Below are 15,750 nucleotides of genomic sequence, written 5' to 3'. Positions count from 1 at the left end.
AATGGCGGATATTCGTAACAAGATCATCGGCCAAAACTCCCATGACAGGGGGCTTCTCAATTCACGTGACCGGATCCGAACAGCAACGAAAGAGGACGTCGATGAGACCTCCGTCCAGTCGTTCGCGGGCAGCGCTCCACGAGAGCCGCCAGTCGGCGAGAGACCGGCAGTCGTCCCGTCACATCCCTTCCGGTTCGGCATTCGAGCCACGTGCATCGCCCCCGACAGCCGGGCGGAACCCTGCCGACCCCTGCACCCGCCCGGTGCGTCCCTGCAGAGAAGACCATGGGAGACACAAGATGAAGCAGCTCAGCGCGGCGCGGATCGCCGCCGCGTTCTTGGCGGCGGCCGGTACCACGGCCGCCCTCACCCTGCCCGCCGCCGCCGCAGACCCCACCACGGACTCGGTGACCTCGGCGGTGTCCCCGCAGATGCTCTCCGCGATGGAGCGCGACCTCGGTCTCACCGAGGCACAGGCGCTGACCCGGCTCACTCAGGAGGCGGACGCCGTCGAGATCGAGGAGAGCCTGCGCTCGACCCTCGGCACGAGCTTCGGCGGCGCCAGATTCGACGCCGGGGCGGGCACCCTCGTCGTCGGCGTCACCGACAGCGCCGACCTGGCTGAGGTGCGCGCCGCAGGCGCCATCGGCGAGGTCGTCGACGACAGCCTGCAGAGCCTCGAAGGCGTGACCGCCGCGCTCGACACGCAGCTGGACTCGATTCCGGAGGGCGTCACCGGCTGGTACGTCGACGTGGAGCAGAACACGGTCGTGATGACCGTCTCCGAGAACGTCGAGGGCGCCACGCAGGCCGGGGCCGACCTGGTCACCTCGGTCGGCCTGACCGAGGCCGACGTCACGATCGTGGAGAACGCCGAAGAGCCGAAGACGCTCTACGACGTCCGAGGCGGCGACGCGTACTACTTCGGCGGCAGTCGCTGCTCGATCGGCTTCTCCGTCCAGGGCGGGTACGTCACGGCCGGGCACTGTGGCGGCGTGGGCACGGCCACCCAGGGCAGCAACCGGGTCGCCTCCGGCAGCGTCGCCGGCTCCGTCTTCCCGGGCAGCGACATGGGCTGGGTCCGCACCAACTCCAACTGGGTCCCCCGTGGCGTGGTGAACCGCTACAACGGCGGCACCGTCGCGGTCGCAGGCTCCACCGAGTCGGCCATCGGCGCATCGATCTGCCGGTCCGGCTCCACCACCGGCTGGCGCTGCGGCACCGTCCAGGCCAAGAACCAGACGGTCAACTACGCCCAGGGCGCAGTCCGTGGCATGACCCGCACCAACGCCTGCGCCGAGGGCGGCGACTCCGGGGGCTCGTGGCTGAGTGGCAGCCAGGCGCAGGGCGTCACCTCCGGCGGCTCCGGCAACTGCTCGATCGGCGGCACCACCTTCTTCCAGCCCCTCAACCCGATCCTCAGCCGCTGGGGCCTCACCCTCGTCAGGGGCTGATCCCGGTATTGCCACTCGCGTCGTCGCTGAGGACGACCGAGGGTGATCTCGCGGAGGCCGTCCCGCCTGGGTCCCCCGTTCGCGGGACGGCCTCCGTCACCGGCGCACTCGCCGGAACAACACCACGCGAGACGACCGAGAAGCCCGAGACGTCCTGGGGCGCCTCGGGAATCACCGAGGTCCCGTCTCGCGGGCACCCCGAGTCTCCGGCCGGGCCACACATCGACGCACCGACCGGATCGCCACAACAACGGGAGAACAGATGAAGCGCATCACGGTCGGCCGACTGGCCGCCGCAGTGATCGCGACGGCAGGCACCGCCGTCGCCATCGTATTACCCGGTACCGCGACCGCGACCTCGGTGGACACCGAGTCCCGCAGCACGGCGACGGCGACCGCCTCGCCGGACATGCTGGCCGCGATGGAGCGCGACCTCGGGCTGACCGAGGCCGAGGCCCTCACCCGGCTGGACCAGGAGGCCGACGCGAGCAAGCTGGCCGAGACCCTCAAGTCCGATCTGGGCGACGTGTTCGGCGGCGCGCGGTTCGACGACGCCACCGGATCGCTCGTCGTCGGAGTCACCTCCGCCGAGGCGGCGGCCGAGGTCCGCGCCGAGGGCGCGACCGCCGAGGTCGTCACGTTCTCGGAGAGCGAGCTCAACGGCGTGACCGACGCCCTCAACGCGGTCGAGGAGCAGCCTGCCGGGGTCACCGGCTTCTACGTGGACCCGGCCGAGAACGCCGTGGTCCTCACCACCTCGATCGGCAGCGCCGCTGCGGGCGAGGCCCTGGTCGCCGAGGCGGGCGTCGACAAGGCGGCCGTGACGGTCGTGGAGTCGACCGAAGCACCGGAGCCCTTCTTCGAGATCTGGGGCGGCGACCCGTACTACCCGGGCAGCAGCCGCTGCTCGGTCGGCTTCGCCGTGACCGGCGGCTTCGTGACCGCCGGACACTGCGGCGGCGTCGGCGTCTCCACGACCGGCTACAACGGTGCCGCGCAGGGCACCGTGGCGGGCTCGATCTTCCCCGGCCGCGACATGGGCTGGGTCCGCACCAACGCCAGCTGGCAGTCCGACCCGTACGTGTACCAGTACAACGGCAACGTCGTGGTCGTCAGCGGCTCCACCGTCGCCCTCCCGGGCAGCTCGGTCTGCCGCTCCGGCTCCACCACCGGCTGGTGGTGCGGCTCGATCCAGGCCCTCAACCAGAACGTCACCTACCCGCAGGGCACCGTCACCGGTCTGACCAGGACCAACGTCTGTGCCCAGCCCGGTGACTCCGGCGGCTCGTTCATCACGGGCAACCAGGCACAGGGCGTCACCTCCGGCGGCTCCGGCAACTGCAGCATCGGCGGAATCACCTACTTCCAGCCCGTCAACCCGATCCTGTCCCAGTACGGCCTCACCCTGACCACGGGATGATGACCGGCCTGCGACGTCGGTGAGCCTTCCCTGCGGGCTCGCCGTTCCGAGAGGGGAGTCCCCGCACGACGCGACGTCGTGCGGGGACGCCCCCGGCCGCATCGACGGCCGGCCGGCCTCGCCCGAGCGACCCGCGCTTGCCGCGATCGGTCGGACGGCCACGAGCTGCGCGGCGACGCCGACGGCTCCACGGGACTCGGCCGCCGCCGACACCCCGCTCAGCCTCCCCCTCATCTGCCCGCCCCGCCCCGAACACCACGACCGCCGTACATCGACGTCGTCGGTCGAGCGCATCGCCACACCTCCTGGAGCACGTCATGAGAACCCTCCACCGCGTCCTGATCGCACTCACCGCCCTGGCCCTCCTCCTCGGAGGCGCTCCGGGCGCCCTGGCGGAGACCACGCGTCCCGCCGACGAGAACACCCGACCCGGCGTCGACCAGCTCGTGCCCATCGCGGGCGGCTCGCTGGTGTCCGTCGGGACAACGGGATCACCCTGTCGGGTGTCCTTCACCGTGACCGGCGGCTTCCTCGCCCCGGCGAGCTGCGGCCAGCCGCCCGCCGTGGTGCGCGTCGGGTCCACCGTCATCGGGAACATCGCCTACGCAGGCAACACCTGGGTCTACGCCACCACGCTGTCCAACGTGACCCTCCAGGGCTGGGTGATCAATCCCGGCGCCGGGAACGTCCCGATCACCGGCTCGGTGGAGACGCCCGTCGGCGGGCAGGTCTGTCGAGTCGGCTACACCAGCGGGGTGATGTGCGGGACGCTCCAGGCCAAGAATCAGACCGTCAGCTTCCCGTGGGGAACGGTGTACGGCCTGACCAGGACCAACATCTGCCCTGACTCCGGCAGCACCGCCGCATCGCAGGTCTTCACCGGCTCGCAGGCCCAGGGCATCCCGGTCGGCGGCTCCGGCAACTGCGCCACCGGAGGAACCACGATGTTCCAGCCGGTGAACCCCATCCTGAACGCACTCGGCGTCGCACTGGTGACGAGTTGAGCGGCGTGGGGACTCGGCTGCGTCGCGCACTGTCCTGTCTGCTCACCCTCGGGCTGCTCTGCCTTCTCACCCTGGGGAGCGGGACCGCCGTCGCGGCGGCGACCGGCTCTACCGAGCAGGCGCAACTCGTCCTGAGAGGCGGTCAGGCCGTCCAGATCGCGGGCGGTCATTGTGCGGTCGGGTTCACCGTCGAGGGCGGCTTCCTCACCGCAGGGCACTGCGGCTCGACCGGAGCCCCGGTGTCCGCAGGCGGCCAGAGCATCGGCACGGTCGCGGGCTCGGTCTTCCCCGGCTCCGACATGGCCTGGGTGCGGACGGCCACATCGGTGCTCCTCGCCCCGGAGATCGATCGGCACGACGGCACGGTCGAGGTCGTGACCGGGGTTGGTCCACCGCCTACCGGTGCCCCGGTCTGCTTCTCCGGCCCGGTCGGCGGCTGGCGCTGCGGCTCGATCACCGGATTGAATCAGACCGTCTCGATGCCGGGTGGGGTTGTCACCGGCCTGATCGCCACGAACATCCCGGTGTATCCCGGCGAGTCCGGCGGCCCGCTGATCGCCGACGGTCGGGCGGTGGGGACGCTGGTCGGCGGCACGACGACCCGCAGCTACTTCCAACCGGTGACTCCGGCGCTGCAACAGTGGGGGTTGGCGATCAACATCGGCTGAGGCAGGCGGGCCGGAATCCGTCGACGAGGTGTCTGCCTGGGGCCGCCGAGCCTGGCGAACGGCTCGGCAGGCACCCGTCGTCGACCGGATGTCCACCACGCTCCGCGTGTGGTCGCCGCGTCGGCCGACCAACCCGGCCCGGATCATGCGGACCGGTGCCGCCGTCGGTGGACTCAGGCGGGTGCGGACTCCTCGGGACGCGGGTCGGTGGACAGCATCGCCATGAAGAGGGCGTCGTGCCATCGGCCCTCCCAGCGCAGCGCGTCGCGGTGCACGCCCTCGACGGTGAACCCGCACTTCTCGTAGACCCGACGCGCCCTCGGATTGAAGTCGAAGACGTCCAGGCTGATCCGATGCAGGCCCGCGACGTCGAAGGCATAGGCCACGACCAGCCGCGTCGCCTCGGTCCCGATACCCCGGCCGAAGACCTCCGGGCCGAGCAGCCCGATCCGGAAGCTCACCGAGGCGTTGTCCGGGTCCAGGTCGTTGAGGACCACCTCGCCCACCACGGCACCGTCCGCGCGACGGACGACCGCCCAGTCGGCCCGGTCATGGTGCTCCCGTCTGGTGGCGAGCCACTGCCGGATCTGCGGCTCGGTGAACTGCTGATGCGTGCCGGTCAGCCGGTTGGACTCCTCGTCCCCGAGCATCCGCCAGATGCCGTCGAAATGTCGCTCCGTCTGAGGTTCGAGCCGGATCGACCGGCCGTGGAGGACGGGTTGATCTCGGAAGACGTCCGCTCGGATCACCGAGCGAGTCAACCAGCGCAGGGCGGCGACCGTCTATCGAATTCGGCTGCGGACGGCCGACACGTCCGCCCTGCGGGCCTGGAGATCACTCATCGCGAGCCCGATCCGTGCGAAGAATCTCCCAACCAGTGGACGGCGGGTAACAATCCGACGCCGTCCGCGTTGCACGTGGAGACGGAAAGGAGACGCCACATGGGTGTCACGTTGGGCAGGATCGGGATCTGGCGCGGAGCACCGGGGGTGACCGAGGACCTCGCGGTGGAACTGGACCGCCTCGGCTTCGGCGCGTTGTCCATCGGCGGCTCACCGCCGGGAGACCTCCGACTCGTGGAGTCGGTGCTCGACGCGACGGAGCGGCTGACGGTCACGACCTCGATCGTCAACATCTGGCAGGTGCCCGCTCACCAGGTGGCGGCCTCCTACCACCGGATCGCCGAACGGCATCCCGACCGCTTCCTGCTCGGTATCGGAATCGGCCATCCCGAGGCGACCTCGGACTATCGACGGCCGTACGCCACGCTGGTCGACTATCTCGACGAACTCGACGCCGAGGGCGTCGGCGTCGAGGCTCGGGCGCTGGCGGCGCTGGGCCCGAAGGTGCTGCAACTGGCCGGTGATCGGACGGCGGCGGCCCTGCCCTACCTGACCAACCCGGAGCACACCCGGCAGGCACGGGAGATCCTCGGCTCGGCTGCGACGCTGGCCGTGGAGCAGAAGGTCGTCCTGGAGACCGACCCGGAGCGGGCCCGCGCGATCGGCCGTCCCCCGGTGGCGAACCCGTACCTGTCGCTGACCAACTATCTCAACAACCTGCGCCGTCTCGGCTTCTCCGACGAGGAGCTGGCCGACGGCGGCAACGATCGCGTGATCGACGCGCTGGTGGCCTGGGGCGACATCGACGCAGTCGCCGCCAGGGTCGAGGAACACATCGCGGCGGGGGCCGATCACGTCAGCCTCCAGGTGCTCACCGAGCGGGACGATGAACTGCTGCCCGCTTATCGCGCACTCGCCGACCGGCTGCTCTGACGCCGAGGTGCGGCGCCGCAGGCCGCTGGTGAGCACCCGGCGGCCTGCGGCATCCGGCGAAGGCGACGAAGAAGCCCGGCAGCGTTCGGGTGCGGGGTCCTCCCGGCTCGCTCCGCTGCGCGCCGCGCGGGTCGGGAGGAGCCGCTCGCGGGGTCCTCGCGGCGAAGCAGCCTGCTGGTTCGCCGCGACGTCCTAGGCCTCGCGAAGCCGGGTGGACAACGCCCGCGCCGCAGCCTCGGGGTCGGCCGCCTCGGTGATCGCCCGGACGACCACCACTCGATCGGCGCCCGCCGCAAGGACCTCGTCAAGGCGCGGCAGGTCGATGCCGCCGATCGCGAACCACGGCCTGGGCCTGCCGTCGACGGACTGCGCGGCCGTCGATCGGACGAGGTCGAGTCCGGGTGCGGTCCGACCGGGCTTGGTCGGGGTCGGCCAGCACGGTCCGGTACAGAAGTAGTCCACGCCGGGTTCCGTCGCCGCCGAGGCCGCCTGCCTCACGTCATGGGTGGATCGGCCGATGATCGGTTCGTCGCCGATCACCCGTCGAGCCCAGCTCACCGGGAGGTCGCCCTGGCCGAGGTGCAGGACGTCGGCGCCCGAGGCCAGGGCGATGTCGGCTCGGTCGTTCACGGCGAGCAGTGCGCCGTACTCGACACAGCACTCCGCGATCACCGCCAGTGCGGCCAGCTCCTCCGTAGCCTCCAACGGTTCCGCAGGCCGCCCCTTGTCCCGTAGCTGGACGATGTCGACACCGCCACGCAGCGCCGCCGAGACGAACTCGGCGAGATCGCCGCGCTCGCGACGGGCGTCCGTACAGAGGTACAGCCGCGCGTCGGCCAGCCGGTCTCGCCGCTGTGCGGCACTCATCCCAGGCATGCCGCCCAGCATAAGAGCCTGTCTTCGGTCCCCCTGGAGTCGTGAGCGGGGATCGGCGTGGCTGAGCTGCCAGGCGACTCGAGGGAGCCAGGGTGACCGACGATGACGCCGCCGATCGCCGCGCCTGCCCGCGCGACTCCGACAGCAGGGATCAGAAACAGGCTCTTCAGAGCGTGCCGTCGATTCCTGCTTCGGCGAGGGCGAATGGTGGCCGAGGGCCGTCCCGGCGGGTTACGGTGAGGGCCGGTCCGCACGGGAGCCCTGAGGGAACAGGGCTGAGAGGGGGTCTGCCGACCCCGACCGTCGAACCTGATCCGGGTCATGCCGGCGCAGGGAGCGTGGTGTCAACAGTGATGGGTGTTCGGTCGAACCGAGGACGACTCGCCGTGATCGGCGGGGGCGTGATCGGGCTGTCGACGGCCTGGCGGGCCGCGGCCCGAGGTCTTGACGTCACGGTGATCGATCCGCGGCCGGGTTCCGGGTCTTCGTGGGTGGCGGGCGGCATGTTGGCGCCGGTGTCCGAGGCCTGGCCCGGCGAGGACGCGCTGTTGGAACTCGGCGCGGCCTCGCTGCGAGCCTGGCCTGACTTCGCCGCCGAGTTGGCGGCGTCGTCCGGCCGGGAGCCGGGTCTGCGCACCGAGGGCACGGTGGTGGTCGCCGCCGATCGCGCGGACCAGACGGACCTGGATCGGCTCGCCGCTTATCTGGCGCATCTCGGCCGCGAAGTCGACCGGCTCGACGGCCGTGAAATGCGCAGACTGGAACCGGCGCTCGGCCCGGCCGTCCGCGCGGGTCTCTCGGTCCCCGGCGATCTCGCGGTGGACAACCGCATGCTGCTGACGGCACTGCGCGCAGCCTGCGACCGAGGCGGTGTCCGATTCCTGGCCCGTGAGGCGGTGTCGGCGGCGAGCCGCCCAGAGGATGGAGCGGCGAGCCACCCAGTCGACAGAGCGGCGAGCCGCCCAGAAGATGGAGCAGCGAGCCACCCAGTCGACAGAGAGGCAAGCCGCCCAGCGGGCAGAGCAGCGAGCCACCCCGAAGACAGAGCAGCAAGCCGCCCGGGCGATGGAGCGCCGAGCAGACCGGCAGGCGATCCCGGCGCTGCCTCGGCAGGCGGCCGGGTGTGGTTGACGGGCCCTGATGGCGCCGAGCCGCTCGACTTCGATCACGTCGTCATCGCCGCAGGCCCGTGGAGCACCGGCCTGCACGAACGGCTTCGCGGCGCGCTGCACCCGGTCAAGGGCGAGGTCCTCCGCCTGCGAGCGAGGCCGGGGACGCTGCCGCCGCCTCGGCGCACCGTCCGGGGGCGGGTCCGGGGCAGACCGGTCTACCTGGTGCCCCGCGACGAGGACGGGCTCGTCGTCGGCGCCACCCAGTACGAGGCGGGTTTCGACACCGCCGTCACCGCAGGCTCGGTGCGCGACCTGCTGCGCGACGCCGAGGTCCTGCTGCCCGCGATCGCCGAGTACGAACTGCTCGAATGTGCCGCCGGACTCCGTCCCGCGACAGCGGACAACCTGCCGCTGATCGGCGAGCTGGCGCCCGGCCTGCTGGTGGCCGCAGGCCATCACCGCAACGGCTTCCTGCTGGCCCCGATCACGGCCGACGCCGTGGTCGATGCGCTGCTCGGCCTGCCGACGGCGTCCGTCCTGAGCGCGGCAGACCCCGCCCGACTCCGGTCCGCATCGAGTCCGGGCGAGCCGACGATCGCGGCATCCCACGCCGACCTGGAGGAATCCGACTGATGAACGTGCTGATCAACGGCGTCGACCGCGAACTCGCCGACGGCGCCACCGTCGCCGACGCCGTCCGTGCCTGCGACGCACCGAGATCCGGCGTGGCGGTCGCCGTCGACGGTGTCGTGGTGCCGAGGGCGCGATGGGACGAGGTCGTGCTGCGACCTGCGGACACCGTCGAGCTGCTGACCGCCGTGCAGGGAGGCTGACCGACGTGGACGACACCCTGACGATCGCAGGCCGGGAGTTCTCCTCGCGCCTGATCATGGGCACCGGCGGCGCGACCGGACTCGGCGAGCTGGAGCGGGCGCTGGTGGCCTCCGGCACCGAGCTGACCACGGTGAGCATGCGTCGCACGGACACCTCGGGCGGGGCGGGCGTGCTCGATCTGCTGCGCAGGCTGGCGATCGACGTCCTGCCCAACACGGCCGGGTCCCGCACCTCGGCCGAGGCGGTGCTGACCGCCCGGCTGGCCAGAGAGGCCCTGGCGACCGACTGGGTCAAGCTGGAGGTCGTCGCCGACGACGACACGCTCCTGCCCGACCCGGTCGAACTGCTGGACGCCGCCGATCAGCTCGTCACCGACGGCTTCGTGGTCCTGGCCTACACCAACGACGATCCCGTGCTGGCCGCCCGACTGGCGGACGTCGGCTGCGCGGCGGTGATGCCGCTGGGCTCGCCCATCGGGACCGGTCTCGGCATCCGCAACCCGCACAACATCGAGCTGATCGTCGCGCGCGCCACCGTGCCGGTGATCCTGGACGCCGGGATCGGGACGGCATCGGACGCGGCGCTGGCGATGGAGCTGGGCTGCGACGCAGTGCTGCTCGCGACGGCGGTGACCAGGGCGAACGAACCGGCCCGGATGGCGAGGGCGATGCGGGCGGCCGTCGCGGCAGGCCGGGACGCCCGGCTGGCGGGCCGGATTCCCCGACGCTTCTGGGCCCACGCCTCCAGCCCGGACCGCGACGACCGGACGGCGGCCGGGTGACGGCGGGGTGACGTGGCTGGGCTGCCATCCGCCCGAGTGAACACTCTTGACGTGGCACCGGCACGAACAGCCACCATCGATCACCGATCGTGATCACGTGGAGGTAGTCCGACGGCACGCTGATCGGATACCGAAGGAAGTCCACCAGTTCGCCCGACCCGACCGTGGACATCAGGACGGCGAATCGAAAAGGGTCGAGATTCGCGTCAACCGGGCAGGCTGGAAAAAGTGATCGACCGAGACACCGTCGAAGGCGTCCTGGAAGCCGCCGAAGACGACTACATCAGCGTTCCTGAGATCATCTACTTCGTGCGCCACCAGGCACCAGACCACTTCTCTCGGCTGCGAATAGCAGCCACCGTCGCTGAGAAGCTGGTCATGGAAGGTCGGATAGTTCCGGGAGATCTGACCGCAGACGGCTTCGCGCCCTGGCGGCAGAGCCGAGAGGAGTCGGCGGAGTACATCGTCAGCGAGTGCAACAGAAAAGCCGATCGTGGCGAACGGGTCCATCCAGGCGAGATCGCCTGGTTCGACATCCCGAGCCAGACGCCGGCCCGAGCCGAAGGAGAGGAGAAGACCAGACTCGACTCACCACCCGCAGAACGCCCACCGAGCTGAGCAGACTCCCGATGGTGAGCCTGCTCGATGTGAACACCTCGCACCTGCATGGCGCAGCTGTTCGCCGTCCGCCGTCAGTCGTCGACCGACGGCACCGCGTCCTCCCGTGCCAGGCTCCATCGGTCGGGCTGCCGTGGATCGGCGGTCATGCCCAGCGACTCGCCGTCCGCGTCGAAGGCGCTGGGCTCGCTCCAGTCGACGGCGCGGACCTCCTCGATGGCGGAGCGGGCGATCAGGGTGGCCTCCAGGATCGGCGCGACCAGCAACGTCGGCCCGGCCAGGCTGCTGAGGTCGACCCTGGCAGGCTGTCTGCTCTCGTAGTCGAGCACCCGTTCCGCAGTCACGGCCGCGGGCAGCGCCTTCGCCCGTTCGTCGTCGGGCCGAAACGCCATCTGGGCCAGTGCGGCCCGCAGCGCGTGCACCGCCGAGGCAGCGCGACGCACCGTCCACTGTGCCTCGGGGCCTGCCTCCTCCAGCCGGGCCTGCAAGCCGAGCAGGTCCTGCGTCCTGCGCAGCGCGACGACGTTCGCCGAGCGCAGCGCGCGTCGGCCCTCCCTGGTGTCCAGCGCGCCGTGCGCTCCGGCGGCCAGGTCGCGCACCGCGTATACCGCCCGGTGCAGGGTGCCCGGCACGTCCGGCGTGATGCTGCCGGGCAGCACCAGATAGCTGAGGAAGCCGACGAGCAGGGCGATCGTCGCACCGATCGCGCTGATGGCGGTGATGTTGATCGCCAGTGCGGTCGGCGCACGGTCCTCCTGGAGGACCCGGACCACCACGATCACGCCGAGCAAGCAGAACAACAACAGCGGCAGGCTGGTCCGCAGTCGGGAGGCGCCGAGGATCATCGCGACGAGGCCGAACGGCAGCAGGACGCCCGGCCAGGGCAGGAAGGCGGCGACGACCGCGAGGAGCGCGACGACGAACACCACCACCCCGGTTCGTTGCAGGGCGCCTTCCATCGTGTCCCGCAGCATCGGCTGCAACACGGCGTACAGCACCAGAAGCAGGGGCGCGGCCGACTCGTCCGGCAGCCACAGGACCGCCACCATTCCCGCGGTGACGGCCAGTGCGCAGCGCAGGGAGTGCCGGAACAGCGAGGAGCGGAACGACAGGTGGGCGAGCAGGACGCCGATCGCTCGGTGCATCGCGGCCCGCGCCGAGGCCCTCGGCGCCCGGCCGGGCACCCGTTCCAGCACGGCGATCCGAATCCGCTCCAGACCGACGCGCATCGTGTCCACCGAGTCCGGCAGTTCGGCGTCACCGTGCAGATGTATCGCCCTGGCCGCCGGATCGAGCCTGGCCAGCGACGGCAGCCCGGTGCACGCCCTGGCCCGTACCGCGATGGCCAGCTCGGTCGCCACCAGCTCGGCGTCGTCGAGAACGGCCTGCAGGCGCTCCTCCTCGACGCCGTCGGCCTGATCCGTCTGCACCGCCAGCATTGCCCGGCCTGCCCGGTACTCGGCGGTCCCCACCAGGATTCGGCCCAGCCACTCCGGTGATCCGTCCGACCGCCAGATCCGCGTCGCATAGTCGAGGGAGCCGGGGTCGCGGTCGGTCAGCGTACCCGCGACGATCGCCCTGGTCGGGCCGGACGGATCGTCGCGGCCGGTGGACACCCGCAGCGCGACGGCCAGGGCCAGCCCGACCGCGCCGGTGAAGAACACCAGCGCCGGGCCGTCCTCGGCGCTGATGCCGCCGGTGATCGCCACCAGCGACGCGGCGGCGAGACTCTGCCCGACCACCGCGTAATGCCTGCCCAGCGTCGCGAGCATTCCCGAGCCGAACACGATGAGGAAGACGACGACCACCGCCGTCACCCCGCTCAGCAGGGAACCCGCCGCCATCACGACGATCAGCGCGGGCCCCGCCCAGGAGAGGGTTCGCAGGTCGGCGCGCAGCGGCCCGCCGCCCGCGACGACAAGGCTGAACACGGCGACGAGCGCGCCCGCGATCGCCGCGCCGCCGAAGCCGAGCAGCACTGCGGGCAGCGCGCCGATGCCGATGACCAGCGTCGTCAGCACCACCTGCCGCATCGGCACCGTGCCCGACTGCGGCAGTGATACCGGAATCCATACGTCTGTCAAGACCCGACCAGCCACGGGTCCGATGATCCATGAATCATCGACGAATGTGGTGGCAGCGCGCGGGGTGGCTCCGTTCGGAACCATCCCGCTGAGCCGATCGGACTCCGCCGGAACGCCTGCGGGCTGCCCAGGTCAGACCGGATCGTCGGAGACACGCCAGAAGGCCGAGACCGGGCCGGTGCCCGCGCCGAGTGGATACGCCCCCGCGACGGCACGCATGATGTAGCGCTTGCCGAACCGCACCGCCTCGGGCACCGAACACCCGCGAGACAGCGCCGAGGCGACCGCGGCCGCCAGGGTGTCCCCGCCCCCGTGGGTGTGTGGTGTGCGCATCCTCGGCCCGGGCAGCTCATGAGACTCCGCGCCGTCGAAGAGCAGATCGACGCACTCGGGGTCCTCGGCAAGATGGCCCGCCTTGATCAACACCCAGGACGGGCCGAGCTCGTGCATCGCCTCGGCCGCCTTGCGCAACCCGGCACGCGAGGTCACCTCTACTCCGGTGAGCAGCCGCACCTCGTCCAGGTTCGGGGTGGCCAGCGTCGCGATCGGCAGCAGCCGGTCTCGCACCGCCGCCAGCGCGTCGAGGGCCAGCAGCGAGTCGCCGTGCATCGAGGCCGCCACCGGGTCGACCACCAGCGGCGTCGACCGGCCCGCCCCGATCGACGCCTGACCGCAGGCCTCGATCACCGTGTCGACGATCTCGGCGGAGGCGAGCATCCCCGTCTTGGCCGCCCCGACGCCCAGGTCTGGCGCCACCGCACGGATCTGTGCGGCGACGAGGCTCGGCGGCAGGGCGAGGAAGTCGGTCACCCCGAGCGAGTTCTGCACGGTGACCGCCGTGAGCGCCGTCATCCCGTGCACACCGCAGGCCAGGAAGGTCTTCAGGTCGGCCTGAATGCCCGCCCCGCCGCCCGAGTCCGATCCCGCGATGGTCAGTGCCGTGTTCGGCGTCGCCCCCGGCGGGGGAACCGCGCCCGGCTCGGCCCGCCGCCCCGTCACGGTCCGACCACCGGCAGATAGACCTGGCCACCGCGCTGCGCGAACTCGTCGGACTTCGCCCGCATCCCGGCCTCGATCGCGTCCGGCGAGGTCATCCCGTGTTCCTCGGCATAGCGGCGGACGTCCTGGGTGATCTTCATGGAACAGAACTTCGGCCCGCACATCGAGCAGAAGTGCGCGGTCTTCGCCGGTTCGGCGGGCAGCGTCTCGTCGTGGAACGACCGGGCGGTGTCCGGGTCGAGCGACAGGTTGAACTGGTCGACCCACCGGAACTCGAAGCGTGCCTTGGACAGCGCGTCGTCGCGCTCCTGCGCGTGCGGATGGCCCTTGGCCAGGTCGGCCGAGTGCGCGGCGATCTTGTAGGTGATCACCCCGGTCTTGACGTCGTCCCGGTTCGGCAGCCCGAGGTGCTCCTTCGGCGTGACGTAGCAGAGCATCGCCGTCCCGGCCTGCGCGATCATCGCCGCGCCGATCGCCGAGGTGATGTGGTCGTAGGCGGGCGCGATGTCGGTGGCCAGCGGACCGAGCGTGTAGAACGGCGCCTCCCCGCACAGCTCCTCCTCGAGCCGCACGTTCTCCGCGATCTTGTGCATCGGCACGTGGCCGGGTCCCTCGATCATCACCTGAACGTCGAAGGCCCTGGCCCGATGAGTCAGCTCGCCGAGCGTCCGCAGCTCCGCGAACTGCGCCTCGTCGTTGGCGTCCGCGATGGAACCGGGGCGGAGTCCGTCACCGAGCGAGAAGGTGATGTCGTAACGCTGGAAGATCTCGCAGAGCTCGTCGAAGTGGGTGTAGAGGAAGCTCTCCTGGTGGTGGGCGAGGCACCAGGCCGCCATGATCGAGCCGCCGCGCGAGACGATCCCGGTGACTCGGCGCGCGGTGAGCGGCACATAACGCAGCAGGACGCCCGCGTGCACGGTCATGTAGTCGACGCCCTGCTCGGCCTGCTCGATCACGGTGTCCCGATAGGCCTCCCAGGACAGCTTCGTCGGATCGCCGCCGACCTTCTCCAAGGCCTGGTAGATCGGCACGGTTCCGATGGGCACCGGCGAGTTGCGAAGAATCCACTCCCGCGTCTCGTGGATGCGCCTGCCGGTGGACAGGTCCATCACGGTGTCGGCGCCCCACCGGGTGGCCCACACCATCTTGTCCACCTCGTCGGCGATCGACGAGGAGACGGCCGAGTTGCCGATGTTCGCATTGATCTTGACCAGGAACTGCTTGCCGATGATCATCGGCTCCGACTCGGGATGGCAGCGGTTCGCCGGGATCACCGCCCGACCTCGGGCCACCTCGTCGCGGACCAGGTCGGCGGACACGCCCTCGCGGACCGCGATGAACTCCATCTCCTTGGTGATCACTCCCGCCCTCGCCAGACCGAGTTGGGTCTGCACCGCGTTCGTCGATGCGGCGTCGGCGTCGCGCTCGGCCGACCAGCCCGCCCGCAGCGCGGGGAGCCCCCGGTGCAGGTCGATGTCGGGCTCGTCGTGGGTGTACGGCCCCGAGGTGTCATACACGTCGAGGTGCGCCCCGTCGGTGAGCAGGACCCGTCGTCGCGGTACCCGAAGCCCAGACGGAGTGTCGAGGTAGACCTTGCGCGAACCGATGATCGGGCCGGTGGTGACCGCCGAGGCACTCTCTCCCGCCGAGGCGGCGACGACTCCCGCCGAGGCACTCTCTCCCGCCGAGGCGGCGACGACTCCCGCCGAGGCACTCTCTCCCGCCGAGGCGGCGACGACTCCCGCCGAGGCACTCTCTCCCGCCGAGGCGGCGACGACTCCCGCCGAGGCACTCTCTCCCGCCGAGGCGGCGATTACTTCAGCCGAAGCAGACCGCTCCTGCTGACGAGTGTGCGATGGAGACTGACCTGCTGACTCTGCTGACGCCGACATGGCATTCCTCCCTACGCCGGCATTACCCGGACAGGTTCGTGCGGTCGGCGGCACCGGACCCGAACAGGTCCAGCCGCCCTCTCAGCCCGCTTTCGGCGCGAGCTCCCGCGATGTGAAGTTATGAGATTGCGCGTCGAAGGCTAGTCATCGAAGCGGTCCGACGTAAACCCCCGGACGGCGGCCGGGGCGCTCGTCGCAGGCAGGAGCACCGCGGCGCCATGGCGCACGTCCGG

At 71.0% G+C, this 15,750-nt stretch carries 14 protein-coding genes and 2 riboswitches; of the genes, 9 read left to right on the top strand and 5 right to left on the bottom strand.

The genetic code is table 11. From position 1 onward, the window contains the following. The first annotated feature begins 299 nt into the window (after nt 1–299). The 4 genes from UA74_RS01940 to UA74_RS01925 all read left to right on the top strand — a co-directional run bounded on the left by UA74_RS01940 (nt 300) and on the right by UA74_RS01925 (nt 4,546). The gene (locus tag UA74_RS01940) at nt 300–1,454 is read left to right on the top strand and encodes a S1 family peptidase (protein ID WP_075738353.1); all 1,155 of its coding nucleotides are present in this window, start codon (nt 300–302) and stop codon (nt 1,452–1,454) included. A 262-nt stretch (nt 1,455–1,716) separates the two neighbouring features. Further along, on the top strand, nt 1,717–2,874 hold the full coding sequence (locus tag UA74_RS01935) for a S1 family peptidase (protein ID WP_075738351.1): 1,158 nt from the start codon (nt 1,717–1,719) through the stop codon (nt 2,872–2,874). 317 nt (nt 2,875–3,191) lie between these two features. Beyond that, nucleotides 3,192–3,878, top strand: coding sequence for a S1 family peptidase (locus UA74_RS01930; protein WP_075763737.1), 687 nt, complete (start codon nt 3,192–3,194; stop codon nt 3,876–3,878). Further along, the gene (locus tag UA74_RS01925; RefSeq protein ID WP_157433939.1) at nt 3,875–4,546 is read left to right on the top strand and encodes a S1 family peptidase; all 672 of its coding nucleotides are present in this window, start codon (nt 3,875–3,877) and stop codon (nt 4,544–4,546) included. The genes UA74_RS01930 and UA74_RS01925 overlap by 4 nt, the downstream gene beginning before the upstream one ends. A gap of 173 nt (nt 4,547–4,719) precedes the next feature. Here the strand turns inward: UA74_RS01925 and UA74_RS01920 are convergent, their stop codons facing one another. Beyond that, nucleotides 4,720–5,295 carry a GNAT family N-acetyltransferase gene (locus tag UA74_RS01920; RefSeq protein ID WP_075763735.1) on the bottom strand — a complete coding sequence of 192 codons (576 nt, stop codon included), beginning with the start codon at nt 5,293–5,295 and terminating at the stop codon, nt 4,720–4,722. 192 nt (nt 5,296–5,487) lie between these two features. Between UA74_RS01920 and UA74_RS01915 the strand changes: the two genes are divergently transcribed. Then, nucleotides 5,488–6,321, top strand: a complete 834-nt coding sequence (locus tag UA74_RS01915) for an LLM class F420-dependent oxidoreductase (RefSeq protein WP_075738343.1) — start codon at nt 5,488–5,490, stop codon at nt 6,319–6,321. Between the two features lie 192 nt (nt 6,322–6,513). Here the strand turns inward: UA74_RS01915 and thiE are convergent, their stop codons facing one another. Further along, complete coding sequence (gene thiE / locus UA74_RS01910; protein WP_075765910.1) at nt 6,514–7,197, bottom strand: thiamine phosphate synthase; 684 nt, start codon at nt 7,195–7,197, stop codon at nt 6,514–6,516. A gap of 242 nt (nt 7,198–7,439) precedes the next feature. Next, nucleotides 7,440–7,550: riboswitch (TPP riboswitch) on the top strand. Between thiE and UA74_RS01905 the strand changes: the two genes are divergently transcribed. The 4 genes from UA74_RS01905 (at nt 7,539) to UA74_RS01890 (ending at nt 10,542) form a co-directional block, all read left to right on the top strand. After that, on the top strand, nt 7,539–8,942 hold the full coding sequence (locus UA74_RS01905; protein WP_157433938.1) for an FAD-dependent oxidoreductase: 1,404 nt from the start codon (nt 7,539–7,541) through the stop codon (nt 8,940–8,942). (Overlaps the previous riboswitch by 12 nt.) Further along, entirely contained in the window at nt 8,942–9,142 is a 201-nt protein-coding gene (thiS, locus tag UA74_RS01900; protein WP_075738339.1) for a sulfur carrier protein ThiS, read from the top strand. Before UA74_RS01905 ends, thiS begins: the two co-directional genes overlap by 1 nt. Before the next feature lie 5 nt (nt 9,143–9,147). Next, nucleotides 9,148–9,924 carry a thiazole synthase gene (thiG, locus tag UA74_RS01895; protein WP_075738337.1) on the top strand — a complete coding sequence of 259 codons (777 nt, stop codon included), beginning with the start codon at nt 9,148–9,150 and terminating at the stop codon, nt 9,922–9,924. Between the two features lie 228 nt (nt 9,925–10,152). Further along, nucleotides 10,153–10,542 carry a hypothetical protein gene (locus UA74_RS01890; RefSeq protein ID WP_075738335.1) on the top strand — a complete coding sequence of 130 codons (390 nt, stop codon included), beginning with the start codon at nt 10,153–10,155 and terminating at the stop codon, nt 10,540–10,542. Between the two features lie 74 nt (nt 10,543–10,616). On the opposite strand, the gene UA74_RS01885 is transcribed toward UA74_RS01890, so the two are convergent. The 3 genes from UA74_RS01885 to thiC all read right to left on the bottom strand — a co-directional run bounded on the left by UA74_RS01885 (nt 10,617) and on the right by thiC (nt 15,517). Beyond that, nucleotides 10,617–12,641 carry an FUSC family protein gene (locus UA74_RS01885; RefSeq protein WP_157442138.1) on the bottom strand — a complete coding sequence of 675 codons (2,025 nt, stop codon included), beginning with the start codon at nt 12,639–12,641 and terminating at the stop codon, nt 10,617–10,619. Nucleotides 12,642–12,758: 117 nt separating this feature from the next. Next, complete coding sequence (gene thiD / locus UA74_RS01880; protein WP_075738331.1) at nt 12,759–13,625, bottom strand: bifunctional hydroxymethylpyrimidine kinase/phosphomethylpyrimidine kinase; 867 nt, start codon at nt 13,623–13,625, stop codon at nt 12,759–12,761. Then, complete coding sequence (gene thiC / locus UA74_RS01875) at nt 13,622–15,517, bottom strand: phosphomethylpyrimidine synthase ThiC (protein ID WP_232237597.1); 1,896 nt, start codon at nt 15,515–15,517, stop codon at nt 13,622–13,624. Before thiC ends, thiD begins: the two co-directional genes overlap by 4 nt. Next, nucleotides 15,509–15,636: riboswitch (TPP riboswitch) on the bottom strand. (Overlaps the previous gene by 9 nt.) Between the last annotated feature and the right edge of the window lie 114 nt (nt 15,637–15,750).

This window comes from Actinoalloteichus fjordicus (assembly GCF_001941625.1).
Classification (GTDB): domain Bacteria; phylum Actinomycetota; class Actinomycetes; order Mycobacteriales; family Pseudonocardiaceae; genus Actinoalloteichus_A; species Actinoalloteichus_A fjordicus.
This window is presented reverse-complemented; position numbering and strand designations above follow the sequence as displayed.